We start from the raw sequence: 24,591 nt of genomic DNA, 5'->3' as shown, positions 1-24,591 counted from the left end.
GTTCGCTACCTGTTCAGCTTACCGCTGTCCGTGTCACAAACCTTGAGGTGCTCCCTTCCAGCACCGGGATATGCGGGATGGTGCCGCGATCGGTGACGAACGCCAGGAACGCGGCGCTGCCATAGGCGGTGTCGGCCGCGACACGCTTTGGCCGGTAGCCGAACCGATCATCGGCCCGTGCCAGCATTGTCCGCCCCGCATCGACTTCCGCCGCAAAGCGGGCGGGGCTGGCCTCCACGTCGATCGTTACCCCTCCCGGCGTGTCAATCAGGACATTCAGGGCATAGCCGAACCGGCCCCGCGCCGTGCGCGCAGACCATGCCGACGCCGGATCGGTGCGTGACACCTCGGCCGGCTTGCCACGCGGTACGCCATGTTCCTGCGGTGGAGCATTGGCCTGATCCGCCAGCCATTCACAAACCGGGCGGGGAAGTCGGGGCGCGGCCATATCGGCATCCCGCATCTTGCGCTGCCAGCTTGCATCGGCCGCGACGAACGATGCGTCGATTGCCGCATCCTTGTGGGCGATCAGCCCCGCGTCGGCGCAGCGCCGCACCGTCTGCTCGAACAGGATGCGGAAGATGCCGGCATCGCGGAAGCGGCCATGCCGGTTCTTGCTGAACGTCGAGTGGTGCGGCACCGGCGCGTCGAGCGGCAATCGGCAGAACCAGCGGTAGGCGAGGTTGAAGCGGACTTCCTCGCACAGACGGCGTTCCGACGTGATGCCATAGAGGCGAGCGATCAGCGCCATGCGGATCAGCAATTCGGGCACGATCGAGGGACGCCCACGGCGACTATAGTGCGGCGCGAGCGCATCGCGCAGTTCACCCAGGTCGATCAGCCCGTCTATCCTGCGTAGGATGTGATCGGCGGCGATCATCGCTCCCAGCGCCCGCCAACCTGCACCCTTGCCGCCTCGCTGTTGCTCACCCATCATGGCCGCTGCTCCCGATGTGTCGAAGCAGGGAACCCGTTAGGAACGCGATCGGATCACCCCGCCTTTTTCAACGGCCCCGGCCGTTTTCTGAACAGCGGTAATGCGCCGGGTTGTTCTTGCGATCTGCCCGGCATAGGGGAGGGGGGTATATGGCTCATCTCTCCGGTTCCAACGCCGACCTGATCGCACGCGTGCGTCGTATCGCCGGCCAAGTCGGGGCCGTCGAACGCGGCCTCACGTCAGGCGACTCCTGCGCGACGGTTCTGCACTTGGTCGCGGCCGTCCGCGGCGCGGTGAACGGGCTGATGGACGAAATTATCGCCGAACACCTGGAAGCGCACGTTGCTCGGTCGGGGCTGACGGACGAGGAGCGCGCCCACGGAGCCGACGAGCTGCTGGCGGTGATCCGCCGTTACGCCAAGTAGGATTGTGCTCGATGCCTACCGCTTCCGAAATCGACCGCTTTGCCCACGATCACGTTTTCCTGGGCAGCTCGCACGACGAGAACGCCCGCCGAACCCTGTGGGTGGTCGCACTCACAGCCGTGATGATGGTCGGCGAAATCATCGCCGGATACCTGACCGGCTCGATGGCGCTGCTCGCGGACGGGTTCCACATGGCGACGCACGCCGGCGCGCTCTCGGTCGCTGCGGCGGCTTATGCGTATGCCAAGCGTCACGCGCGCAACCCGGCCTATAGCTTCGGCACCGGCAAGGTTGGCGACCTCGCCGGTTTCGCCTCGGCCATGGTGCTCGGCCTGATCGCGCTCGGGATCGGGGTGGAATCGGTGCTGCGCCTGTTTCAGCCCATCACGGTCGCATTCGGGGAGGCCACGATCATTGCCGTCGTCGGCCTAGGTGTGAACATCGCCAGCGCCTTTCTGCTCTCGAGCGGTCACCACCATCACGGGCACGGGCCCGGGCACGATCATCACCACGGGCACGATCATGCGCACGCCCACGGCTCTCACGGCGGCGACAACAACCTCCGCTCGGCCTATGTTCATGTCCTCGCCGACGCGCTCACCTCGGTCCTCGCCATCGCGGCGCTGCTCGCCGGCCGGTATCTCGGCTGGGTCTGGATGGACCCGGTCATGGGGATCGTCGGCGCGGTCGTCATCGCCCGCTGGTCATGGAGCCTGATGCGCGACACGGCCGCCGTCCTGCTCGATCGCACCGACGCGCATGTCGCCGACGAGGTGCGCGAGCTGGTCGAAGCTCCCGGCGACGCCCGAGTGACCGACCTGCACGTCTGGAAGGTCGGACCGGAAGCGCACGCGGCGATCGTCAGCGTCGCCGGCGTTCGGAATGGCGAGCTGGTCCGCCAGCGGCTCGCGCCGGTTCACGAGCTGGCGCACCTCACGGTCGAGGTGCGCTGATGCTCTACCTGCTTCTCAAGGCCGGCATATCGGCCGTCATCATCGTCGCCGTGTCGGAGATCGCCAAGCGCAGCCCCGGTTTCGGCGCGCTGATCGCCTCGCTCCCGCTCGTCTCGGTGCTGGGCATGATCTGGCTCTGGCGCGACACGCACGATCGGGCGCGCATGGCGGCCCATGCCGGCGCGACCTTCTGGTACGTGCTGCCGTCCTTGCCGATGTTCCTACTCATTGCGGCGATGCTCAACCGCGGCGCGCCGTTCTGGCTGGCGCTCGCCTCGGGGTGTCTCCTCACGGTTGCGCTCTACCTCGCGATGACGTGGGTGGGGCCGCGCTTCGGGCTCCAGCTCTAAGCGAGCCCGGACAAGCGAAGCGCGACGCCCGCCGCGGCGCACGCGCCTAAGGTCGGGATCACGCCCGACTTGAACCGGAACATCGCGACCAGGGCCGCGACGGTCAACGCTAGCGCGGCCGGGTCGAGGGTGGACAACACCGGCACGTCCAGCGTCCTGCCGGCGATCGGCAGGGCGCGGACTTGGTGAAACAGGGTGTGGAGCGCGAACCACACCGCCAGATTGAGCACCACGCCGACCACGGCTGCGGTGATGGCGGCGAGCGCGGCCGACAGCGCCTTGTTACCGCGCAGCTTCTCGATGAACGGCGCGCCCAGGAAGATCCAGAGGAAGCAAGGCACGAACGTCACCCAGGTCGTGAGCAAGCCCCCCAAGGTGGCGGCGAGCAGCGGGGGCAAGCCGGTCGCTTGCCGGAACGCGCCCATGAAGCCGACGAACTGCGTCACGATGATCAGCGGCCCCGGCGTCGTCTCCGCCATGCCAAGTCCGTCCAGCATCTCGCCGGGACGAAGCCAGCCGTAGTTTTCGACGGCCTGCTGAGCGACATAGGCGAGCACGGCGTAAGCGCCCCCGAACGTCACCACCGCCATCTTGGAGAAGAACAGCGCGATCTGCGTGAACACATTGCCCGGTCCGACTGACGCGAGCAGCGCCGCAATCGGCGCGAGCCACAGCGCGAGGAGCGCACCGCTGATCCGGAGCGACCATGCGAGGCTGGGGCGGGCGTGGTCGGGGACGTGCTCGCCAAGCGCGGTTTCGGCATCGCGGACGATCTTGCCGCCCGATGCACCGTGGCTGCCCCCGCCCATGAAGGCGGGGTGGCGTGCGCGCCCGCCAAGGAAGCCGGCGATGGCGGCCGCAAGAATGATGATCGGGAAAGGAACGCCAAGGAAGAAGATCGCCACGAACGATGCCGCCGCGATCCCGCGCATGACGTTGTTCTTCAGCGCGCGCGAGCCGATGCGCACGACGGCCTGAAGCACGATTGCGAGCACGGCGGCCTTCAAGCCGAAGAACAGCGCCTCAACAAAGGGGACGTTGCCGAACAGCGCATAGACCCAGCTCAGCGCCATGATCGCGACCAGGCCGGGGAGCACGAACAGCGCGCCAGCGACAAGCCCGCCCTTGGTCTTGTGGAGCAGCCAGCCGATGTAGATGGCGAGCTGCTGCGCCTCGGGGCCGGGCAGCAACATGCAATAGTTGAGCGCGTGAAGGAACCGCTCCTCGCCGATCCATCGCCGCTCCTCGACCAGCACGCGGTGCATCATCGCGATCTGGCCGGCCGGGCCGCCGAAGCTTAAGGCGGCAACCTTGGCCCAGACCCGCAGCGCTTCGCCGAAGGGGATGCCGTGATCCCGCGGGCTCGGGCCTGCGATCGGCGCGGTCGCGGTCGCCTCCATCGTCATTCTCCTCGTCGCCTGGTGAAGTGGGCGTAGAAGCCGTCGAGCGCGCCCGCGCCTCGCGCGAGCCGGTCGGGGTCGTCGGGCGTGGCGGCGCATATCCCCTCGATCAGCGCGCTGACGCCGGCCGTCTCCGGCCGGCCGAACTTGTCGTCGGCGATGTCGAGGTCGTGGATGATCTCCGACAGCGCGACGAGCGCCGGGTCGCCGTCGAGCCCTCGGCGGAACACCAGCGTCTCGAAGGTGCAGCGGTCGCCTTCGTGCGTGAACTCGGCGTCCGCCATGTCGAAGCGCAGCTCGCCGGGCTCGGGGGCGTAACCCTTGCCCTCCACGAACTTGAAGGTCGCGTCCGGGTCGATGAAGCGCCGGATCAACCACGCTGACGCGATGCGGTCGACGTGGATGTGGACGCGCGTGACCCAGGTGCGCCCGCGAAGCTCGGCCTGGGCCAGCTCGGGCGCGCCCGGCCCGGTCACGTCGGGGTGCTGGCCCGCCCGGGCTTCCGCCGGGGCAAGCGCCGCCTCGGCCGTTTGCCGCCCGTGCGCGCCGAAGAAGTCGATCGCGGCGATCTCGTCCAGCCGGCGGCGCAACCGGCGAACCTCGCCGGGGGGAACATACTCGCCTTCCGCCAAGGTCCGCGCCTCGCGCGCCAGCTCCTCGTAATCGGCATCGCGCGCCGCGTCGAAAGTTCCGCGAAGCTCGGGGTCACCGATGCCACCTACCAGCCGCGCCTCTAGGATCAGCGCCTCGCCGCCATTGTCGGCAATCTCGCGGTGCAAATCCTCGAACAGCGCGCGAGTGTCGGCGCGGTTGGGGAGCGCGTGGACCGCGTTCTTGAGCGGCGCGGCCCCGATCGCCTGCAAACGCCGCCACACCTTCACCCGCAAATAGGCGGGCTTGGCGGGAAGCTGCGGGATCAACAGCAACCAAGGGCTGGGTTCGGCGTTCGTCATAACTGTATCATCCGGATTTTGGAGTGTAACGGTTGCATCATCGTTCATGCAACCATAGACATGCTTGGGTTGGCGAACGCGCGAGGAGAGGGCGATGTCACGTCTGACCGGGACCATGCTGGCGCTGCTCGTCTCGGGCGGGATCGCTCCTACCGCGGCGCACGCGCAGCGCGGGGAGACCGTCGCGTTGCGCGAAGCCTATCCGTGCCGGCGCTGATGATAGGAGAGATTGGATGATGAAACCCCTTCTGGCCGGCGTTCTCGCCGCGCTCGCCGCCCCGGCCTGGGCCGCGCCCGACTGGAACAAGGTCGATGCTGCGCTCGGCCGACCGGGCACCGAACAGGCGGGCGGTGTCCATCGCTACGGCTTCCCGCGCTCCGACCTGCACGTCACTCTCGACGGCGTGGCGATCAAGCCAGCACTGGCGCTCGGCTCCTGGGCGGCGTTCCAGCCGATGGGTGACGACACTATTGTGATGGGCGACCTGGTGCTGACGCACGAGGAGGTGAACCCGGTGATAAGCCGCCTCTTGGCCGGCGGCTTCACGATCACCGCGCTCCACAATCACCTGCTGCGCTCCGCGCCCGCCACCATGTACCTGCACATCGCCGGGCATGGCGACCCGGTGAAGCTCGCGACCGCGTTGCGCGCCGCGCTGGCGGAAAGCCGCACCCCGCTCGCCGCGCCGTCCAGGGACTCGCAACCGCCCTCAGCCGGGGCCGGCAGCTCGCCGCCCGTCGATCTCAACACGGCCGCACTTGACGGCGTGATGGGGGCCAAGGGCAAGCCGAATGGCGGCGTCCTCCAATACAGCTTCCCGCGCGCGGAAAGGTTGATGGATGCCGGTATGGTCACGCCGCCCACGATGGGAACCGCGACCGCGATCAACTTCCAGCCGACCGGGGGCGGCAAGGCCGCGATCACCGGCGATTTCGTGCTGGTAGCGAGCGAGGTCGATCCGGTCATGCGCGCGCTGCGCGCCAGCGGGATCGAAGTTACGGCACTGCACAATCACATGCTGAACGACGAGCCGCGCCTGTTCTTCATGCACTTTTGGGCGAACCAGGATGCAGCCAAGCTCGCCCGCGGCCTGCGCGCTGCCCTTGACAAAATGAACCTGCAACGAAGCTGACGATCAGGCGATCGGCTTTTCGGGCCGTCATCGCCGCCCGACCCCGACCACGGCCCGATGGGCAACTGGAACAGCGCTGGCAAGACAGTCGAGCTGTTCGTGACGCCCGAAGGCCAGGTGCTCGGTAGCGAGGAATGAAAATGCGATTGAGGCGTGTCAGCACCTTAAGCTCGGACGCGCCCCTTCACCCGGCCCAGCCGGGTTCGGAAAGGACGAAAACGGTGAAACGTGCAACCATGATCTTGGCGCTGATGGGGGCGGTCGCTCCTCATGCTCCGGCGCTGGCGCAAACCAAACAGTCGGACATGCAAGGTGCCGCGCTTCTCGCGAGCTGCCGCGCCGCGGAGCAGAGGTGTGGAGCATATCTCCAAGGCGTGCTGGACATGATGATCGTCGCGCGAAAGGCCGAGTGCGGCGCGCCGCGCGATGATCGTGCGGCCTTGCGTGCGGCCTATCTGCGCTGGGCGGAACGGGACAGCTATTTTCAGAGTGTCCACATGGTCGCGGGGGCCGAACAGGCCTTGAGTTCGGCTTGGCCGTGTCCGGGGCAAGTGAACCGCTAACAGGCTCCCCTAAAGCTCTCAGCTACTTCGCCTTGATCGTGGCAAGACACTCGGCTCAGCCTGTTCAACAATCGGTCGAGACTGTTGAAAAACGGCTGGTTGCGAGGGCGATGAAGGCGTGATTCACTGCGGCATAGCGGTGGAGGGTCATGGATATGATGGGTCGGCAAGTAGCACAGGGTGCGCTGTTCTACGGCTTCCGGCTCGACGACCATGTGCCGAGCGACCACCTGCTGCGGCGGATCGATAGCGTGTTGGACCTCGGCTTCGTGCGCGAGGCACTGGTAGCGAGCTATAGCGCGAGCGGGCGACCTTCGATCGATCCGGAAATGATGCTCAGGATGCTGCTGGTCGGCTACCTGTTCGGCATCCGGTCGGAACGGCGCTTGTGCGAGGAGGTGCATCTCAATCTCGCCTATCGCTGATTTTGTCGGCTCGATCTGGCGGACCGGGTGCCCGACCACTCCACCTTCTCCAAGAACCGGCACGGCCGGTTCCGCGCCTGTGACCTGCATCGCCTGCTGTTTGAGCAGGTGGTCGCACAGTGCGCAGCAGCCGGGCTGGTGGCAGGGCGCGACGTGGCGGTGGACGGCAGTACGATCATGGCCGACGCCAGTCGCGAGAAGAGACTGAAGGGCGCCGACGCTGCAGATGAGCTTCGTGGCAGGGACACTGTGTCGCGGCCTGTCGCCGAATATTTGGCAGCGCTGAATGCCGCGTTGCCGCCGGGTCCCGATGAACCGGCGCCAGTCGAGCCGGCCAGCATCTCGCCGACCGACCCGCAGGCGGCGCTCACCTGCAAGCACGGTCCTGCACGTTATGCCTACGCCATCAATCCGCTGCTCGACCTCGATACCGACTGCATCCTCGACGTTGAAGCGACACCGGCGCGCTTTGCAGCCGAAGTCGCGGCGACCCGGACGCTGGTGTCACGCGCCGGAACCAGGCTGGGCATCGCGCCTGCGAGCCTCTCGGCCGACAAGGCGTATGGCAGTGGTCCGCTGCTTGGCTGGCTGATCGAGCGTAACATCACGCCGTACATTCCGGTCATCGACCGCGGCCGCCAACGCGACGCCTTCTTCACCCGAGATGCTTTCAGCTACGACCGGGAGGCCGACACCTATCGCTGCCCGGCGGACAAGCCGCTCAGCTACTGCGGCACCAACCGGGCAAGTCAGGTCCGCGTCTATCGAAGCCGTCCGGCGGATTGCGCCGCCTGCGAACTGAAGCCGCAATGCACAATCGGCAAGAAACGCGGCGTCACCCGCCTCGTGAGCGAGGATGCTCGCGACGCCGTCCGCGCCCTTGCCGGCACCGATGCTTACGTGCAGGCCCATCGCCGACGAAAACGGATCGAGCGCGTGTTCGGCCACTTGAAACGCAACCTCGGCCTGCGAACCCTCAAGCTACGTAGCCTCGCCGGAGCTGCCGAAGAGTTCACCATGGCGGCTGCGGCCTACAACCTCCAGCTGCTCGCGCGGCAGGCAGCGCCCGCCTGATACGAAGCGAGTCCCCGGTGACCGGCGTCAACAGCCATCCGCCACGCTGCTCACACATATGCCTTTTTCAACAGTCTCGATCGTTTTTGGGATAGTTAAGCCCGTGCCATACTCTCGATCTGGCGTAGTAGCCTGTGCGGATCGAATGGCTTGGGCAGAAACGTCGCTTGTGCAGGTAATTCGCTTTCAGGGATTGGCGCGTCGCCGGATACGACGAACAGGACGGTAGGCGGGAAGCGATCGCGAACATAATGCGCCAGCTTCACACCATCCATCGAGCCCGGCATTTGCACGTCGGTGAGAACGACGCGAATCTCCTGATGTTGATCGAGAATGGCGATAGCCGTGTCCGCGTTCTCCGCCTCGAAAACACGCCATTTCGCGTGCGAGAGATCGGTGAGTTCAACGACGTCGAGGTGCATGGTCAGTGGAAGGACGACGTAGAAACCGGAAAGGTGCCCGCCGCCAGCTATCTTCGGGACATCGCGCAAACCAGTCGCGACAATGCTCGTACACCGATGCAGTGGTCCTCTCTGTCCAATGCGGGGTTCACGCGGGGGAAGCCCTGGATACCGGTGAACCCGAACTTCAATACGATCAATGTCGCAACTCAGACGAGCAAGAACAGCTCCGTCCTCGGTTTCTACCGCCGCCTCATTTGCTGGAGATTGCGCCATCCTGATTTGGCAGCAAGCGGTTACGTTGACATTCTTCCAGACCATCCGGCCTTGTTCGTTTATCGGCGCGGGTCGGTCTTTGTTGCCATCAATTTTTCAAGACACGTTCAGCAGGTTACTGTCACTGGTAAGCCGACTGTGATGCTTACTTCGGACGATGATGGTGTCATTCTTGAACCTAACAACCTGACCCTGCCAGGATGGACAGAAGCGATACTATCGGTCCCCTAACAACGATTTAGGAGCGAAATTACTTATACAGATATCCAGAAAATTATACCAAACTGGACAGGATTAGCGTCTACTAGGTTTTTTCAACAGCCACGGACGGTTTTGACACCGACTTGCTGTTTACTGGCCTATAGGCTAGGGGGGTATCCTATGTCACATTTGTCTCAAACCAATGTCGATCTGGTCGCCCGCGTTCGTCGCATCGCCGGACAAGTCGGCGCGGTCGAGCGAGCACTTCAATCGGACTCGTCGTGTTCCGACGTGCTCCATCTGGTTGCCGCCGTGCGCGGGGCGGTGAATGGCCTCATGGACGAGATTATCGCCGAACACCTCGAAGCGCATGTGTCGCGGCCCGGCCTCGATGATGCCGAGCGGGCGGCAGGTGCCGAAGAACTGCTGGCGGTGATCCGCCGCTACGCCAAATAGGACGCTTTTCATGGCGGCTTTGCCCGAAATCGACGCCTTCACGCACGACCATGTATTCCTGGGCGCGGCGCACGACGACAATGCCCGCCGGACCCTGTGGGTCGTGGCGCTTACCGCCGGGATGATGGTGGTGGAGATCATCGCCGGTTATCTGACCGGCTCGATGGCGCTGCTCGCCGATGGCTTTCACATGGCGACACACGCGGGCGCGCTCGGGGTCGCCGCGGCCGCTTACGCCTATGCCAAGCGCCATGCCTCCAGCCGGGCCTATAGCTTCGGCACGGGCAAGGTCGGCGACCTGGCCGGGTTCGCGTCGGCGATGGTGCTGGGCCTGATCGCGCTCGGGATCGGTGTCGAGTCCATCCTTCGCCTGTTTCAGCCGATCACGGTCGCATTCGGGGAAGCGACGCTCATCGCGGTGGTCGGTCTGGGCGTGAACATCGCCTGCGCCTTCCTGCTCTCGGGCGGGCACCATCACGGGCACGACCATCATCACGGGCATGACCACCATCACGGGCACGGGCATGCGCACGGCGCGCATGGCGGTGACAACAACATGCGCTCCGCCTATGTCCATGTCCTGGCCGACGCGCTCACCTCGGTTCTCGCCATCGCCGCGCTGCTGGCGGGCCGCTATCTCGGCTGGGTCTGGATGGATCCGGTGATGGGCATCGTCGGTGCGATCGTCATCGCGCGCTGGTCATGGACGCTGATGCGCGACACGGCGTCCGTGTTGCTCGATGCGACCGATCATCATGTAGAGGAGGAAGTGCGCGAGTTGGTCGAGGCGCCAGGCGACGCGCGTATCACCGATCTTCATGTCTGGCGCGTCGGTCCGGAAGCCCACGCCGCGATCGTCAGCGTCGTAGGCGGGCAGGGCGTGACCGGCGACGATATCCGCGCCCGCCTCGCACCGGTTCATGAAATCGCGCACCTGACCGTCGAGTGCCGCTAGCCCTCGAAGGCGGTCAGGATCGGGCATGGTCCCTCCGCTCCTGACCCGCATTCATGTGCGAGCCGGCGAAGCGAGGCGCGCACCCGCTCAAGCTCCTCGATCTTCGCATCCAGTTCGGCAATGCGCTCGCCCGCGAGCTGGCGCGCGCGGGCGCGATCGTCGGTCGCATCCAGCGCCAGAAGCTCACCGATCTGCTCGAGCGTGAAACCGGCTGCCTGCGCCGAGCGGATGAAGCGAAGGCGGCGGGCGTCATCGGTGCCGTAGCGCCGGATGCCGCCTCCGGCGCCAGCCCCGGTCGGCCGGTCTGGCTCGTCCAGCAAACCGCGACGCTGATAGTAGCGCACCGTTTCGACGCCGACGCCGCCCTCGCGCGCGAGCGCCGCGATCGTCATGCCGGTCATGCCTTGACTCCGTACTATGGTACGGACCCTATATAGGCGGGGCGAGGATATTGGAGAAGCGGCATGGCGAGCGCCCCCGCCAAACAGGCGACGATCTACCGGATGGTGATGCCGGAACATACCTGCCCTTTCGGGCTGAAGGCGAAGGATCTTCTGCGCCGGGAAGGCTATGCGGTCGATGACCATTGGCTGATGACGCGGGAAGAAACCGACGCTTTCAAGGCGAAGCACGGCGTCAAGACGACCCCGCAGATCTTTATCGCCGGGGAGCGGGTCGGCGGCTATGACGATCTGCGCCGCTTCTTCGGCAAGATGGTCCGCGACCCCAAGGCCGTCACCTATCGCCCGGTGATTGCCGTGTTCGCGATGACGGCGCTGATGGCGCTCGCCGCCAGCTATGCGGTACTCGGCACGCCCTTCACGGTGCGGGCGGGTGAATGGTTCATCGCGTTCTCGATGTGCGCTCTGGCGATGCTCAAGCTCCAGAACGTCGAGAGCTTCTCGAGCATGTTCCTCAACTACGATCTGCTCGCGAAGCGCTGGGTGCCCTATTCCTATGTCTATCCCTACGCGGAAGGAGCGGCGGGCGTCCTGATGGCAGCCGGCGCGTTGACCTGGCTGTCGGTGCCCGTCGCGCTCGTTATCGGTACGATCGGCGCGGTGTCGGTGTTCAAGGCCGTCTACATCGACAAGCGTGAGCTGAAATGCGCGTGCGTGGGCGGGGACAGCAACGTGCCGCTCGGCTTCATCTCGCTCACCGAAAACCTGATGATGGTCGCGATGGCGCTGTGGATGATCGCTGCGCCGCCCGTGCTGGCGATGGCGCACTGACGCGAAGGTCGGCACGCGTCGTCAATGCGGGCTGATCGCCGTAACTTCTGCCGTCATACCCTTCGCCTTGGCGGTGAATGCGACCCGCTGCCCCGACCGCAGTCCCTTGAGCAGGGTCGGGGGGGATGCCCGGAAGGTCATCGTCATTGCGGGCCAGCCGATCGTCGGGATCGGGCCGTGCTTGATGGTTACGGTTCCACCTTTCGCGTCGACGGCAGTGATCGTCCCCGATCCGCTGCCGGATTTTACAGCCGATGCAGCCGGCCTGCTGCCTTGAGCAAGAGCGCTCGCTGCGATCGGCGTGACTAGTAGCATGAATGCGGCGCGCATGGAGAAAGTGGCTTTCATCAGATCTTCCTTTCGGGGCGGGTTGAAGCTCGCCGCCGCAAGAGCAAGTAGGCGGCTGGCAGGATGAACATGGAGAGGAAAGGGGCGGTCAGCATTCCACCGATCATCGGCGCGGCGATCCGGCTCATCACCTCCGATCCGGCGCCATGCCCGATCAGCACGGGGAACAGCCCGGCGACGATGACAGCGACGGTCATCGCCTTGGGACGTACCCGCAACAGCGCGCCCTCCCTGATCGCTTCCGATACTTGCTCGCCCGACGGTGACGGCCCGCGCTCGGCCAATGCGTGTTTCAGGTAGATCAGCATGACGACGCCGAACTCCGCCGACACGCCGGCGAGCGCGATGAACCCGACACCTGTGGCGACCGATTGCGCATAGCCGAGCAGCCATAATGTCCAGATGCCGCCGGTCAGCGCGAAGGGCAGTGTGCCCATGATAAGCGCCGCCTCGTCGAGGCGACCGAAGGTAAGGTAGAGGAGAAGGAAGATGATCGCGAGTGTCGCCGGCACGACGAGCATCAACCGAGCCCCGGCACGCTGCAGATACTCGAATTGTCCGGAATAGGCGATCGAGACGCCGGGGCTGAGCCGAACATCTTTGCCAACAGCACGGCGCAGATCGGCGACCGTGGAGGCCAGGTCGCGCCCGCGCACGTCGACATAGACCCATGTCGAGATTCGACCATTTTCCGTCTTGAGCATCGGTGGACCTTCCGCGATCGACACGGATGCGACGGTGCCGAGTGTGATCTGCTGACCCGATGCGGTGACGATTGGGAGAGTTCGCAGTCCCTCCAGACTGTCACGCAGCTCGCGGGGGTAGCGGACGCTGATCGGGTAGCGGGCAAGGCCCTCCACCGTCTGGCCGATCGTCTCGCCGCCGATCGCGCCGGACACAATCTCCTGCACATCGGCGATGTTGAGACCGTAGCGCCCCGCGGTCACCCGATCGATATCGACATCGACATAGCGGCCTCCGGTCAACCGTTCTGCCAATGCCGAGCTGACGCCCGGCACGGTCCTGGCGACACGTTCGATGCTGCCGGCGATGCGGTCCAGCTCGGAGAGGTTGGACCCCGACACTTTCACCCCGATGGGACTCTTGATGCCGGTCGCGAGCATATCGATCCGATTGCGGATCGGAGGCACCCATACGTTCGTGAGGCCGGGCACGCGCACTGTGCGGTCCAGCTCCTCCACCAGCTTTGCCGGCGTCATCCCCGCGCGCCATTGATCGCGCGGCTTGAATTGGATGGTCGTCTCGAACATCTCGAGCGGTGCCGGGTCGGTCGCGGTCTCGGCGCGCCCGGCTTTGCCGAACACGGTTTTGACCTCGGGAACGGTTTTTATCAGCCGGTCTGTGCGCTGGAGCAGGGCCGAGGCGCTCGCGGCCGAAAGGCCGGGAAGCGCGGACGGCATGTAGAGCAGATCGCCCTCATCCATCGTCGGGATGAACTCGCCACCCAATCGGGTCAGCGGCCATGCCGTCGTCGCCAGTACCAGGGCGGCGATGCCGATCGCCGCCCAAGGCCGCGCCAACACGCGGTCGAGCGCCGGGCGATAGGCACGGGTGAGCACGCGGTTGATAATGTTGTCGTTCTCGGCCGGAATGCGTCCCCGGATCAGCCATCCCATCAGGACCGGCACGAGCGTTACCGACAGGATCGCCGCTGCCGCCATCGCATAGCTCTTGGTGAAGGCGAGCGGGGCGAACAGCCGTCCCTCCTGCGCTTCGAGCGTGAACACCGGCACGAACGACAGCGTGATGATGACGAGGCTGAAGAACAGCGCCGGCCCGACCTCGGCCGCGGCCCCGGTGATGACGCGCCAGCGTTCCTCGCCCGCCAGCGCCACGCCCGGATGGTCGTGTTCCCATCGCTCGATCCGCTTGTGCGCGTTCTCGATCATCACGATCGCGGCATCGACCATCGCGCCGATCGCGATGGCGATACCGCCCAAAGACATGATGTTGGCGTTCACCCCCTGCACACGCATGACGAGCAAGGCCGCGAGCACCCCCAGAGGCAAGGTGACGATCGCGACCAGCGCAGACCGGACATGCCACAGAAACAACCCGCAGATGATCGCGACGACGACGAACTCCTCGATCAGCTTGCCCGTCAAATTCTCCACCGCGCGGTCGATCAATTGCGAGCGGTCATAGGTGGTGACGATCTCGACGCCGGGGGGAAGGCTCGCTTTCAGTTCCGCGAGCTTGGCCTTGACGGCTTCGATCGTCTGCCGTGCATTCTTGCCCTGACGCAGGATGACGACTCCGCCCGCGACCTCGCCTTCGCCGTTCAGCTCGGCGATGCCGCGGCGCATCTCGGGGCCGATCTGGATCGACGCGACGTCGCCCAAGGTAACGGGGACGCCGGCACCGGCGACCTTGAGCGGGATCGCGCGGAAATCGTCGACGGTGCGCAAGTAACCTGACGCGCGCACCATATATTCGGCTTCGCCCAGCTCGAGGACGGACCCGCCGGCCTCCTGATTGGCGCGGCGAATGGCATCGACGGCCTGAGTGTGCGTGACACCGAATGCGGCGAGCCGCGTCGGGTCGAGCAGCACCTGATATTGCTTCACCATTCCGCCGATGCTCGCCACCTCCGCAACGCCGGGCAGCGTTTTCAGTTCATAACGTAGGAACCAGTCCTGCAAGGATCGGAGCTGCGACAGGTCACGGCGGCCGGTGCGGTCCAACAGCGTGTATTCATAGACCCAGCCGACCCCCGTCGCATCAGGACCCAGCGCGGCCTGCGCGCCTTGGGGAAGCCGTCCCTGCACCTGGCTCAGATACTCCAGCACGCGTGAGCGCGCCCAATAGAGGTCGGTCCCATCCTCGAAGAGGACATAGACGTAGCTGTCGCCGAAGAACGAATAGCCGCGCACGGTTTTCGCGCCAGGCACGGACAGCATCGTCGTGGTGAGCGGATACGTCACCTGGTTCTCGACGATCTGCGGGGCTTGGCCCGGCCAGCTCGTGCGGATGATGACCTGCGTGTCGGACAGGTCGGGGAGCGCATCGACGGGGGTGGCACGCATTGCGAACACCCCGGCCATGGCGAGCGCGATGGCCGCCAGGACGACGAGGAAGCGGTTCGCGACCGACCAGCGGATGATCGCGGCAATCATCGCCCAGCCTCGCGCGTCATGCGGCGCAGCGTTGGACCATCGGCGGGTTGATCAAAGCCGAACCGCACCCGCTCACCCTTGCGATACCCACGCACCAACGCGGGATCGGCGACGCGGAACGTCATTGTCATGGCCGGCCAGCCGATCGCCGGAACGGGCTGATGGGACAGGGTGACGGAACTGCGATCGATCGCCTCGATGCTGCCGACCGTCTCGTAGATCGACGCGGTGGGTTTCACGGCCGGCTTTGTTGCGGGTGACGCTTCGACACCAATCGGACGCGCATCGAGGCCAGCGAGGCTCGCTTCGGAGTCGATCAGGAACTGGCCCGACGCCACAACCTTCTCACCCTCGGTCAGGCCGGCGACTATCTCGGTTTTGCCGCCGCCTTCTGCGCCAGTGCGAACCTCGGCGGGTCGAAAGCGTCCACCCGGCCCTGCCAACATGACGAGTGTGCGCCGGCCGGTCCGGATCACGGCCTCACTCGGAACAAGGAGTGCATCGCGGCTCCCCTGGTCGAGCGCCACGCTGGCGAACATACCGGGGCGCAACCGGCCGGCACGGTTGGGGAGCTCGACGCGGATTGTGAGCGTGCGGCTCGCTGCCTCGGCCTGGGGCAGGATCGCAGCGATGCGGCCCCTGAAGCTTTCGCCCGGGAAAGCCGCCAGCGTGGCGATGACGGGCGTGCCGATCCGCAGGTTTCCTGCGAGGGCCTCAGGGACAGCCGCGTTCAGCCACACGGTGGCGAGGCCGTTCACCTCCGCCAGTGTCTGTCCTTGCGCGACCGTCATCCCCTGTCGGACGCCGAGCGTCTTGATGACGCCCCCCACGGGCGTGCTGATCGTCGTCACACCTTGCGGTCGGCCGCGCCACTCCGCCGATGCAATCGATCCGGCGGGCATCCCGAGAAGCAACAGGCGCTCTCGTGCCGCCCGCGTGAGCCCGGCATCCCCGGTGCGGCGCACGGCGAGATACTCCGCCTGCGCGCCCGCCCATTCGGGCACAAGGATATCGGCGAGCGGGGCGCCTGCCGGCACGACATCGCCTGGCGCGCGCGCATAGACGCGCTGAACGAAGCCGCCGCTGCGTGCCTGCACGACCGCAACGTTGCGGTCATTGAACTCGATGCTGCCGGTTGCCGAGGCCGAGTTTGACAACGATCCGCGTTCGACCGTGACGACCCGCGCGCCGAGCCGCTGGAGGCTGGCCGGATCGATCGCTACGCCCGGTGCGGCGCTACCGCCTGCGCCCTCGTCGGCATAGCGGGGGATCAGTTTCATCCCCATCGACGAGAGACCCGGGCCGTCGTGCCGCTCCCCCGGGATCATCGGATCATACCAGTAGAGGATCTTCTTCTGCGGGGCTGGGGATGCCGTTTGATCGGCAGCCGAGGACGTGCCAAGTTTCGCGAGCCCGAAGCCCACGCCCCCTGCGACCAGCACCAGCGCGCTTACCGCGGTGACAAGGCGGGCGCGGGTAATGGTAGTGTCGCTCATCGATCGGCGCTCCCGAAGGTAATGGTGAGGCGGACAGAGTCTGCGGCGACGAGCGCCTCACGGTCGAGCACGGTCAGCTCGGCGTCGGCGAGCGCGGTCTTGGCTTCGATGGCATCCGCAAGACTCGCGCGACCGGCAGAGTAGCTCGCTATCTCCAGATCGGCTCGCTTCCGAGCGAGCGGAAGGAGCACGTCGCGCGCGCGCTGCCATTGGCTGTGATGCATTTGGTGGTCCGCCAGCGCGGCCTCCAGATCGGCTGCCAATGTGCGCCGGGTTTCTTCGCGCGCGGCCTCGGCCTGCGCCTGTGCGGATTTGCGGGCTTCGATGCGCGGGTTCTGACGCGATCGAGCGAACAGCGGCAGGCTCATCGAAACTCCCGCCGACACCATGTCGCCATACCGGGGGTCACGGCGTTGATAAGCTACCTCTACCCCCCAATCGGGTCGCTTCTCCGCTCGCGCCGCATCCACGTCGGCCTGGGCGCGCTGAATACCGGCCTCGGCGAGAACCATGTCGGAGTGAAGGCTGAGCGCGTCCCGCAGCCGCGCCGGAGCCAGATCGATCGCGGGCATATCGCCGGCAATCTCGGGCGCCGATACGCCGGTCCAGCGAGCCAGCATCGCGCGGGCGCGCGCAACGGCGGCCATCAACTCGTCGCGGCGGTCGTCGAGTGCCGCGATCTCCTGATCGGTCGTCAGTGTCTGACCAGGGCGGACCGAACCGGTCGTCACGGCGGCCCGCGCAGCGGAAGGGAGAGATCGAAGGAATAGCAGAACGGTGTCGAGGGCAGCTAGTCGACGCTCGGCATAAGCAAGGTCGATCCATGCCTGCCCCGCTCCCAATCGCACCTCCCGGAGCTTGGTCGCTTGCGATGCTTCTGCCGTTGCGATCACGGCGCGTGCCTGCGCTTGCGCGGCATGACGCTTGGCAAGGTTGGGTAGGTCCTGTTGGAAACCGACACGCCCCATCGTCATGTCGTCTCTGGATAGGGAGAAGGCGGGTGGCCCAGAGACAGGATAATTCTCGATTCCGATCGACACACGGGGGTCCGGAAGGCTTCCCGCCGCACGTGCATCGGCTTGGGCGGCGCTGACCCCCGCGCGACCGGCAACCGCTCCCGGGGCGTTGGCAACCGCATCGCGCAGCGCTTGGTCATAGGTAAGTGTCTGCGCGTGCGCGGCGCTCGTCGTGAGCGCGGCGACCGCGAGCATCATGGATGCGCGCATCCCTCTAGTCCCTTCATGTCATAATGATGGCCGGGCTCCAAATGGTTGATCGGAGCCCGGCACCTGTTCAGGCTCGCCAGCTTAAGTTGACTGGCCGCCCTTCATTGACATGCAGGCGTCGCGACCGCGTTCCATCATCGGGCACACGCAGGCGCTCGACTGGGGAACGTCCGTAACCCATACGCGACGTGGGGCTTGAAGCGGCGCCCGCGGGCCCGGCTGGTAATTGGAACGCCACTCCCAATGACCATTGCTTTTATTTTCAGATGTGGCCGCCGTCGCTGCCGACGCGGCGAGGCTAGCGGCAAATACCGCCAAGATGAACGTTTTCATGTCACTTTCCAATTTGATCGAGATTTAAAATCGGCAGAGCCGCAACCGGCGAACGGCTGCAGCCTGACACGGCTTGACTCGATCAAACGGTAGGCGGTTCGGGCTCGGGAGCGACCTTGAGGCCGGCAAGTGCCCGGCTGGCAGGCCAGATAACGATTTGAGATGCGATCGAGCGCTTCAGCACTCTTGCCGGCTCCTCAAACGTCATGGGAACAACGCATCCCATTTGGGCGATACACGCCAGCGTCAGTCCTTTGCATGGGTGTTCCGATGACGGATCCGGGGTCGCCATACCCGCGCAATCCATGCGGGATGGGGTGACATGGCTCATCGCCATCTTGGGTGAGAGCGATGGGCCGGCCGCATACGCAATTCCTTGGCCCAAAAGGCCAAGCAACGCTCCAACAAGAAGCAAGAGAGAAAGACGAGCTTTCAACACCCGGATACTATCCCAATTGTCAACGCCGAGGTCAATACGGGTGGTTTGCCGGGTGCCGTAGTGCCGGCATGAAGCGCCGGGGAAGATTTGCCGCTCACAAGACAACCTGTCGTTTAGGCGCCGTGGCTAGCAAAGACACGCCGGCCAGCGGCACCGAACGCAATGACGTCATAGGGCTGGGTTCTCATGCCGGGCACCTCCATGCCCGGTGAGCCCATCGGCATTCCGGCCACGGCCAAGCCGCGCACGCCTTTAGGATGCTGGGCCAGCGCGCGCTTCATGTCCGCGATCGGGACATGTCCCTCAAACGCCATGCCGTCGATGATCGCGGTATGGCAGGACGCGAGGTCAGCGGGCAGGCCGATCTTACGCTGCAGCACCTCACGGCGATCATCGTCGATGATCTGGACCTTGCGGCCGAACTGCTGACGCACCTGCGCCGCCCATTTCTCGCAACAGCCGCAACCCGGATCGCGGTGCATGGCGATGTCGGCCGCGGCCGATGCGACCGCTGGGATGGTCATTAGCAAGGCGGCGACGGCGCCACGAACACCATTCTTCATCATCAGCTCCTAAAAGGAAATCCCCGCCCTGCCGGGGGGTAGGGGGATCGACAGGGCGGGGCAGCGCTCCCTTATTGCGGGCGCTTGCCGTGCTTGCTGAGCCACGCCTGCAGCTCGGCAATATCCTTTTCCTGTTTCGTGATCGTCATCTGCGCCATGCGCTTGGTCTCGGCGTCGCGCGCGTCACGCACCGCAACGCGCGACATGGCGATGGCGCCTCGGTGATGCTCGATCATCTTGCGCGTCCACATTTCGGCCGCGTCGCCCTGCTTGGCCGCCATCATCTTCTGATGCATGTCCATCTCGGCCTGGCCGTAGGGATTGCCGGCCATCATGCCCGCCATGTCGTCGTGGTTCATGCCGGCCATCTGACCGTGGTTCATGCCCTGCATTCCGCCGCTCTGCTGCGCGAGGGCGGGCGTGGCGAGCAGCGCCAAAGCTGCGAATGTTGGTGCAAAGCGCATTATTGATCTCCCTGGGTTCTAAGACTTCTACGCGTGCGAGGCGGCTATCCCTCACCCGGGGTGCTAGAACGCGCGAGAAATTGTCAGGAAACAGGACTTTATTTCCGAGGGCTACGCTCCTGAGCCGCGTATATTATGCCTCGATCACGATGTTGCGACGCCGCGTTTTGGGCCATCGCATGTAGAGAAGCACTGCCCCCCCTAACCAAAGCGCAAGCCCACCGATCGCGAAGGCGAGCAGCCAGGGCGTGTTGAAGTTCTCGTGATTCGTCCAATCCATGATGTGAAGGCCCCAGAAGAAGTCGTAGAGCCGCCAAGTGCCGGTTCGGACAGCCGAGATCCGACCGGTGTCGGCCGCGACAAAGACGCGGGTGGAATCGAGGTCGGCGAACGCGACGCGCCAGGCGGGGAGCGTGCCGCGATATTCGGGGCTGGCGCGCTCGATCCGCTCTACCTTCGCCGCTGGTCGAGCACCGCCACGCCATGCCAAACGCGCGATCTCCTCGGCCTCACGAGCCGTTGGTGCTGGCAGCGCTTGGCCCGTCGCGGCGTCGAACAGGCGCGTTCCCTTGGCTGTCGCGACCTCGGCGACCGGGCGGCCAAGCCACATGCGATAGGTGATGGCCTCGATGGGCGCATCTGCTGCGCCTACGATCGCCGATGGTGGGGCGAACGTGCTGCCGCGGGGAAGGGGCGCCGCGGCTTTGCGGTCAACGAGGTGATCGCCATGCACCCGATCGATCGGCAGGAAGCTCATCAGGGCGCCGCTTGCGAACCATAGCAGGAGCTGCGCGCCGATGATGATCGCGAGCCATTTGTGCGTGCGGCTCGCGAGTAGATGCAGCCTCAGTTTCGCGCTTTTCAGAACCACTCCTCCCTCAACCTCGTCGCCGGGGTCACTTCATACCCGGCATGTCCTTCATCATCTCGTCGTGATCGGCCGGGGCGCTCGCGACCAGTGCCTTATACTGTTCGGGCGTCATGCCGGGGAGCTTGCGGACGAACGCGACCATATTCCAAATTAGGGGGTCGGGATGCGTCTTGCCCCATGCCGGCATGGCGCTGAGCTTCACCCCGTGCTTGATGATCCAGAATTGCTGGGCGGGGGTGAGATCTTGAGCGCGCGCGAGTTCCGGCGCCTGTGGATAGAGGCCCTGGCTCATCTCGGATTTCTCGACGCCGGGGCCGAGATGGCAACCGGAACACATTTCTCCGTAAAGGCCCGCGCCGACTGACACGCGCTGCGCCGATGCCAGATCGGCCGGGGGTGTTATGCCGCGCGCGCGTGCCTCAATCGACCGATCGCGCAGGCGTTCGAGCATTGAATAGACCGCCGGCGTGTGCGGTTCGTCGGCCGCGATGTTATACACGCCAAGGTAGATAAACGCGGCTGCGCCCAGCGCCAGGACGATCGCCAGGGCGCCTACGAACGGCAGGCTCGGGAAGTGCTGCCTTATCGAGCGCCTGCCGTCTTGAGCCATCTGTTCCTCCATCGATCAGAACCAGACACGAACGCCGGCGACGATGCTCTTGGACGTTGCGCGATCCCCATCGGCGCGCGCGTAGCGGGCGGTGTCGCCGAAGCGGCGATCCCATGACACGCCGACATAGGGGGCGAACTCGCGCCGGATCTCATAACGCAGCCGCAATCCAAGCTCGGCGTTGGATAGGCCCGATCCGATCCGGTTTTCCGGCACGTCCTGCGCAGCGAAATTGAGCTCGGCGCGCGGTTGCAGGATCAGCCGCTGGGTGATGCGCTGGTCGTAATAGCCCTCAAGCCGCCCTAGCAGGTCGCCCTTGTTGGACAGGAATACCGCGCCCTCTAGCTCGAAGAAGCCCGGTGCCAGCCCCTCCAGCCCGACGGTCGCATAGGTGCGTTTCGGGGACGGCCCCAAATCCTGGCGGACACCCGCTTGTAGATTGAAATAAGGGCCAATGGTCCGGCTATAGAGCGCCTGCACCTCGGCGCTCTCGATGCCCTCGCGGAAGGCTCCCTCGCCCTCAGACTTGATGAAGAGGCGGTTGATGTCACCCCCGAACCACGCCTCGCCATCCCAGCGATAGCCGTCACGACCGTTGCGGAATTGATACTCAGCGAGGTTCAATAGCACCTGGCTGAAGTTTTGACCGCCGTGATGCTGCTGAAGGTGATGGCGACCCATCGCCATCGCGTCCGCGCCGTAAACGCTGTCGGCCGCATGGTCGGTCGGCAGGGGCGGGGCGGGGGCGTTTCCTGCGGGAAGCGCGGTGCCAGTCTGCTGCACCCCATCGGCCGCCATGCCTGGCATTCCGGCCATTCCCGACATGCCCTGCATGTCGTGGCCGCTGTGCTGGTCGGCTGGCATGGTCATCCCCGGCATCGCCGAATGGTCCATGCCCTGCATCGGCCGCTGGGAGCCCTGAGGGACCGTTTGGCCGTTTCCGGGCATCTGCATCCCCGGCATGGCTTCCATGCCCTGCTGTGAGCCCTGCGGAGCCGCATGGTCCATGCCGGGCATAGACGAGTGATCCATGCCCGGCATGGTCCCGTGATCCATACCATTCATGCCGGCCGTTGGCGCGGCGCGGCGTTTCGTCGTCGAAGCTGATGGTCGCCTCGCAGGAGCTGACCTAGTCTTGGCCGGCTTGCCTTTGGCCGTGGGCTTCACCACCGGCTTCTTTTTCGCAGGCATCGGCATGGTCATGCCCGGCATTGCCGAATGATCCATGCCCTGCATCGACTGAGCGGCGACAGGACCGGCGATGCCGAGCATGGTGGTGGCGGCGAGCGCCGCGGTCAGCCGGTTCATGCCGCCTCTCCCGCGAACGGGCGAACGGTGACGACGCGCATCATGCCTGCGGTCATGTGGTAGAGATTGTGACAGTGGAACGCCCAATCGCCGGGTGCATCGGCGGTCAGATCAAAGGTCATCTTGCCTCCAGGCGGCACGTTGACGGTGTGCTTGCGCGGCGCATGATTGCCGTGCCCCGTCACCAGCTCGAAGAAATGGCCGTGGAGATGGATGGGGTGCGGCATCATCGTATCGTTGACCAACGTCACCCGCGCCCGCTCGCCTTTGCGGAACGGGATGGGGTCGGCGGGATCGCTCAGCTTCTGCCCGTCGAAGCCCCACATGTAGCGCTCCATGTTACCGGTCAGATGGATCTCGAACTGACGCGACGGCGCGCGCACGTCGGGGTTGGGCGCGAGCGAAACGAGGTCGCGATAGGTGAGGACGCGGTGATCCAGGCCCTCCAGACCCTGGGGCGGTTCACCGCTACGGTCCTTCGGCATCGGGGAGATGGTCTGCACGCCCGGCCCCATCTTCACGCCCGGCGCATTCTTCGGGTCGCGCATGTTCATGTTCATGCCGCCACCCGACCCGTGGTCCATCCCGGCCATGCCGCCAGCCTGGCCCGATCCGCCCGACATGGCACTATGGTCCATGCCGGCCATGCCAGCACCGCCCGCTGCCATTTGGCTATGGTCCATCCCGGGCATTACAGCGCCGCCCATCTGGCTGTGGTCCATGCCCGACATGCCGGACATGCCCGCCATCGCTGCGCCTGCCGCGACCGTCCCGTGATCGGTCGGCCCCTTCCAGCCCGTCAGCTTCCAAAGATTGCGCGAGGCGTTCTGCATCAAGGTGGGGTCCGGCCCGCGCGTGGCGACCGGGCTCTCGTCCTTCATGCCGGACATGCCCTGCATCCCGCCCATGCTCCCCATGTCCATGCCCATATCGGTCATGGTCAGCAGCGTGCGCGGACGAAGCGGCGGGACCGGGGCGACCATCCCCTCACGCGGGGCGAGCGTCGCCCGGCCCATGCCGGAGCGATCGATAGCCTCGGAGACGAAGCTGTAGGCCCGGTCCTCGGGCGTCACGATCACGTCGAACGTCTCGGCAACGCCGATCTGGAACTCGTCGATCTTCACCGGACGGACATTCTGCCCATCGGCCTGCACGACGGTCATCGGCAGGTCGGGGATGCGGACGTTGAAGTTGGTCTGCGCCGCGGCGTTGATGATCCGCAAGCGGACCCGCTCGCCCGGCTTGAACAGCCCCGTCCAGTTGTCATACGGCCCGTAGCCGTTGACCAGGAAGGTATAGGTCGAGCCGGTGACGTCGGCGATGTCGGCGGGGTCCATTCGCATCTTTCCCCACTCGATCCGGTCCTTGAGCGGCATTTCCCGACCCGCGAGCAAGCCCGCGAGGGTCGGCCGCTGATAGTTGAAATAGGCGCCGCCCATCTGCTTCAGCTTCCGGAAAATCTGCTCGCCGGTCATCTGGCTGTGGTCGGACAGCACGATCACATGCTCGCGGTCGAACGCGATCGGATCGGCACCGGCCGGGTCGATCACGATCGGCCCGTAAAGTCCGCCCTGCTCCTGCTCGCCGGAATGGCTGTGATACCAGTAGGTGCCCGACTGGATGATCGGGAACTCGTAGATGAAGGTCGAGCGCGCCTTGATGCCGGGGAAGCTGATGCCGGGCACGCCGTCCATCGCGAACGGCACGAGCAGCCCATGCCAGTGGATCGAACTGTCCTCGTCGAGATTGTTGGTGACGGAGAGGCGGACCTTTTGCCCCTCCTTCAAGCGAATGAGAGGGGCCGGCACCGTGCCGTTGACGCCGATTGCGGGCGTCGACTTGCCGTCGACGGGAAGTCTGAAACTGTCGATCGTCAGCGCGATGTCAGTGCCCGAGACGGTCGGCAGCGGTTTGACGATCCCGCCCGAGACAGGCTGCGCCCACGCGGGCATATAGGCGGTCAGCGCCATGCCACCGCCAGCAAGGGCGGCGCCGCGAAGCATCTGGCGGCGATCGATAGTGCGGCTCATACGGTCCTCAAGGCTCTCGAACGGGAGTGTCC

25 protein-coding genes and 1 pseudogene are annotated in these 24,591 nt (G+C 65.4%); 11 read left to right on the top strand and 15 right to left on the bottom strand.

The genetic code is table 11. From position 1 onward, the window contains the following. Positions 1 to 13: 13 nt before the first annotated feature. Positions 14 to 880, bottom strand: a complete 867-nt coding sequence (locus PQ455_RS19140) for a transposase (protein ID WP_273691755.1) — start codon at positions 878 to 880, stop codon at positions 14 to 16. 206 nt (positions 881 to 1,086) lie between these two features. Here PQ455_RS19140 and PQ455_RS19135 point away from each other — a divergent pair, with 206 nt between their 5' ends. Genes PQ455_RS19135 through PQ455_RS19125 form a run of 3 tightly spaced genes read left to right on the top strand, consistent with a single transcriptional unit; the run spans position 1,087 to position 2,665 of the window. Continuing rightward, on the top strand, positions 1,087 to 1,362 hold the full coding sequence (locus PQ455_RS19135) for a metal/formaldehyde-sensitive transcriptional repressor (RefSeq protein WP_018251376.1): 276 nt from the start codon (positions 1,087 to 1,089) through the stop codon (positions 1,360 to 1,362). Positions 1,363 to 1,373: 11 nt separating this feature from the next. After that, positions 1,374 to 2,315 (top strand): CDF family Co(II)/Ni(II) efflux transporter DmeF, encoded by a 942-nt coding sequence (gene dmeF / locus PQ455_RS19130; RefSeq protein WP_018251375.1) that lies wholly within the window; start codon positions 1,374 to 1,376, stop codon positions 2,313 to 2,315. Further along, the gene (locus tag PQ455_RS19125; protein WP_018251374.1) at positions 2,315 to 2,665 is read left to right on the top strand and encodes a DUF3147 family protein; all 351 of its coding nucleotides are present in this window, start codon (positions 2,315 to 2,317) and stop codon (positions 2,663 to 2,665) included. Before dmeF (PQ455_RS19130) ends, PQ455_RS19125 begins: the two co-directional genes overlap by 1 nt. Here PQ455_RS19125 and chrA read toward each other — a convergent pair. Then, on the bottom strand, positions 2,662 to 4,065 hold the full coding sequence (gene chrA / locus PQ455_RS19120; RefSeq protein ID WP_037477237.1) for a chromate efflux transporter: 1,404 nt from the start codon (positions 4,063 to 4,065) through the stop codon (positions 2,662 to 2,664). The genes PQ455_RS19125 and chrA overlap by 4 nt on opposite strands. Before the next feature lie 2 nt (positions 4,066 to 4,067). Beyond that, the gene (locus tag PQ455_RS19115; RefSeq protein WP_018251372.1) at positions 4,068 to 5,018 is read right to left on the bottom strand and encodes a chromate resistance protein ChrB domain-containing protein; all 951 of its coding nucleotides are present in this window, start codon (positions 5,016 to 5,018) and stop codon (positions 4,068 to 4,070) included. Positions 5,019 to 5,112: 94 nt separating this feature from the next. On the opposite strand from PQ455_RS19115, the gene PQ455_RS19110 reads away from it, so the two are divergent. The 4 genes and pseudogenes from PQ455_RS19110 to PQ455_RS19095 all read left to right on the top strand — a co-directional run bounded on the left by PQ455_RS19110 (position 5,113) and on the right by PQ455_RS19095 (position 8,213). Then, the gene (locus tag PQ455_RS19110; RefSeq protein ID WP_267903937.1) at positions 5,113 to 5,235 is read left to right on the top strand and encodes a hypothetical protein; all 123 of its coding nucleotides are present in this window, start codon (positions 5,113 to 5,115) and stop codon (positions 5,233 to 5,235) included. Between the two features lie 16 nt (positions 5,236 to 5,251). After that, positions 5,252 to 6,151, top strand: coding sequence for a DUF1259 domain-containing protein (locus PQ455_RS19105; protein WP_170170975.1), 900 nt, complete (start codon positions 5,252 to 5,254; stop codon positions 6,149 to 6,151). A 221-nt stretch (positions 6,152 to 6,372) separates the two neighbouring features. Continuing rightward, on the top strand, positions 6,373 to 6,714 hold the full coding sequence (locus PQ455_RS19100; RefSeq protein WP_133497062.1) for a Rap1a/Tai family immunity protein: 342 nt from the start codon (positions 6,373 to 6,375) through the stop codon (positions 6,712 to 6,714). Between the two features lie 155 nt (positions 6,715 to 6,869). Further along, a pseudogene (locus tag PQ455_RS19095) lies at positions 6,870 to 8,213 on the top strand (transposase). A 95-nt stretch (positions 8,214 to 8,308) separates the two neighbouring features. Here PQ455_RS19095 and PQ455_RS19090 read toward each other — a convergent pair. After that, the gene (locus PQ455_RS19090) at positions 8,309 to 8,635 is read right to left on the bottom strand and encodes a response regulator (RefSeq protein WP_273691748.1); all 327 of its coding nucleotides are present in this window, start codon (positions 8,633 to 8,635) and stop codon (positions 8,309 to 8,311) included. 33 nt (positions 8,636 to 8,668) lie between these two features. Here PQ455_RS19090 and PQ455_RS19085 point away from each other — a divergent pair, with 33 nt between their 5' ends. From PQ455_RS19085 to dmeF (PQ455_RS19075), 3 genes are all read left to right on the top strand, one after another. Continuing rightward, a complete protein-coding gene (locus PQ455_RS19085) occupies positions 8,669 to 9,121 on the top strand; it encodes an alpha-amylase family glycosyl hydrolase (protein WP_273691746.1) in 453 nt (150 codons plus the stop codon). A gap of 150 nt (positions 9,122 to 9,271) precedes the next feature. Next, the gene (locus PQ455_RS19080) at positions 9,272 to 9,547 is read left to right on the top strand and encodes a metal/formaldehyde-sensitive transcriptional repressor (protein WP_081609170.1); all 276 of its coding nucleotides are present in this window, start codon (positions 9,272 to 9,274) and stop codon (positions 9,545 to 9,547) included. Between the two features lie 10 nt (positions 9,548 to 9,557). Beyond that, positions 9,558 to 10,502: a CDF family Co(II)/Ni(II) efflux transporter DmeF gene (gene dmeF / locus PQ455_RS19075; RefSeq protein ID WP_017980771.1), complete on the top strand. Its 945-nt coding sequence runs from the start codon at positions 9,558 to 9,560 to the stop codon at positions 10,500 to 10,502. Here dmeF (PQ455_RS19075) and PQ455_RS19070 read toward each other — a convergent pair. After that, positions 10,499 to 10,903, bottom strand: a complete 405-nt coding sequence (locus PQ455_RS19070; protein ID WP_017980772.1) for a MerR family transcriptional regulator — start codon at positions 10,901 to 10,903, stop codon at positions 10,499 to 10,501. The two genes, dmeF (PQ455_RS19075) and PQ455_RS19070, sit on opposite strands and share 4 nt — an antisense overlap. A gap of 63 nt (positions 10,904 to 10,966) precedes the next feature. Here PQ455_RS19070 and PQ455_RS19065 point away from each other — a divergent pair, with 63 nt between their 5' ends. Beyond that, positions 10,967 to 11,734, top strand: coding sequence for a glutaredoxin family protein (locus tag PQ455_RS19065; protein ID WP_017980773.1), 768 nt, complete (start codon positions 10,967 to 10,969; stop codon positions 11,732 to 11,734). A 21-nt stretch (positions 11,735 to 11,755) separates the two neighbouring features. On the opposite strand, the gene PQ455_RS19060 is transcribed toward PQ455_RS19065, so the two are convergent. The 10 genes from PQ455_RS19060 to PQ455_RS19015 form a co-directional block, all read right to left on the bottom strand. Continuing rightward, a complete protein-coding gene (locus tag PQ455_RS19060) occupies positions 11,756 to 12,082 on the bottom strand; it encodes a copper-binding protein (protein ID WP_017980774.1) in 327 nt (108 codons plus the stop codon). After that, entirely contained in the window at positions 12,082 to 15,219 is a 3,138-nt protein-coding gene (locus tag PQ455_RS19055) for an efflux RND transporter permease subunit (RefSeq protein ID WP_273691744.1), read from the bottom strand. The genes PQ455_RS19060 and PQ455_RS19055 overlap by 1 nt, the downstream gene beginning before the upstream one ends. Further along, entirely contained in the window at positions 15,216 to 16,715 is a 1,500-nt protein-coding gene (locus tag PQ455_RS19050) for an efflux RND transporter periplasmic adaptor subunit (RefSeq protein ID WP_273691743.1), read from the bottom strand. The genes PQ455_RS19055 and PQ455_RS19050 overlap by 4 nt, the downstream gene beginning before the upstream one ends. After that, positions 16,712 to 17,941 (bottom strand): TolC family protein, encoded by a 1,230-nt coding sequence (locus PQ455_RS19045; protein WP_017980777.1) that lies wholly within the window; start codon positions 17,939 to 17,941, stop codon positions 16,712 to 16,714. Before PQ455_RS19045 ends, PQ455_RS19050 begins: the two co-directional genes overlap by 4 nt. 885 nt (positions 17,942 to 18,826) lie before the next feature. Then, a complete protein-coding gene (locus PQ455_RS19040; RefSeq protein ID WP_017980778.1) occupies positions 18,827 to 19,279 on the bottom strand; it encodes a DUF411 domain-containing protein in 453 nt (150 codons plus the stop codon). A gap of 68 nt (positions 19,280 to 19,347) precedes the next feature. Next, on the bottom strand, positions 19,348 to 19,713 hold the full coding sequence (locus PQ455_RS19035; RefSeq protein WP_018251211.1) for a DUF305 domain-containing protein: 366 nt from the start codon (positions 19,711 to 19,713) through the stop codon (positions 19,348 to 19,350). Between the two features lie 160 nt (positions 19,714 to 19,873). Next, positions 19,874 to 20,611: a PepSY domain-containing protein gene (locus PQ455_RS19030; RefSeq protein WP_017980780.1), complete on the bottom strand. Its 738-nt coding sequence runs from the start codon at positions 20,609 to 20,611 to the stop codon at positions 19,874 to 19,876. Between the two features lie 25 nt (positions 20,612 to 20,636). Beyond that, positions 20,637 to 21,233, bottom strand: a complete 597-nt coding sequence (locus PQ455_RS19025; protein WP_017980781.1) for a c-type cytochrome — start codon at positions 21,231 to 21,233, stop codon at positions 20,637 to 20,639. A gap of 3 nt (positions 21,234 to 21,236) precedes the next feature. Next, positions 21,237 to 22,529: a copper resistance protein B gene (locus tag PQ455_RS19020; protein WP_063690232.1), complete on the bottom strand. Its 1,293-nt coding sequence runs from the start codon at positions 22,527 to 22,529 to the stop codon at positions 21,237 to 21,239. Further along, positions 22,526 to 24,559, bottom strand: coding sequence for a copper resistance system multicopper oxidase (locus tag PQ455_RS19015; RefSeq protein ID WP_018251213.1), 2,034 nt, complete (start codon positions 24,557 to 24,559; stop codon positions 22,526 to 22,528). Before PQ455_RS19015 ends, PQ455_RS19020 begins: the two co-directional genes overlap by 4 nt. Positions 24,560 to 24,591 lie beyond the last annotated feature (32 nt).

The organism is Sphingomonas naphthae, from assembly GCF_028607085.1.
GTDB classification, from domain to species: Bacteria; Pseudomonadota; Alphaproteobacteria; order Sphingomonadales; family Sphingomonadaceae; genus Sphingomonas_Q; species Sphingomonas_Q naphthae.
The sequence above is the reverse complement of the archived record's forward strand: the minus strand, read 5'-3'. Positions and strand labels throughout refer to the sequence as shown.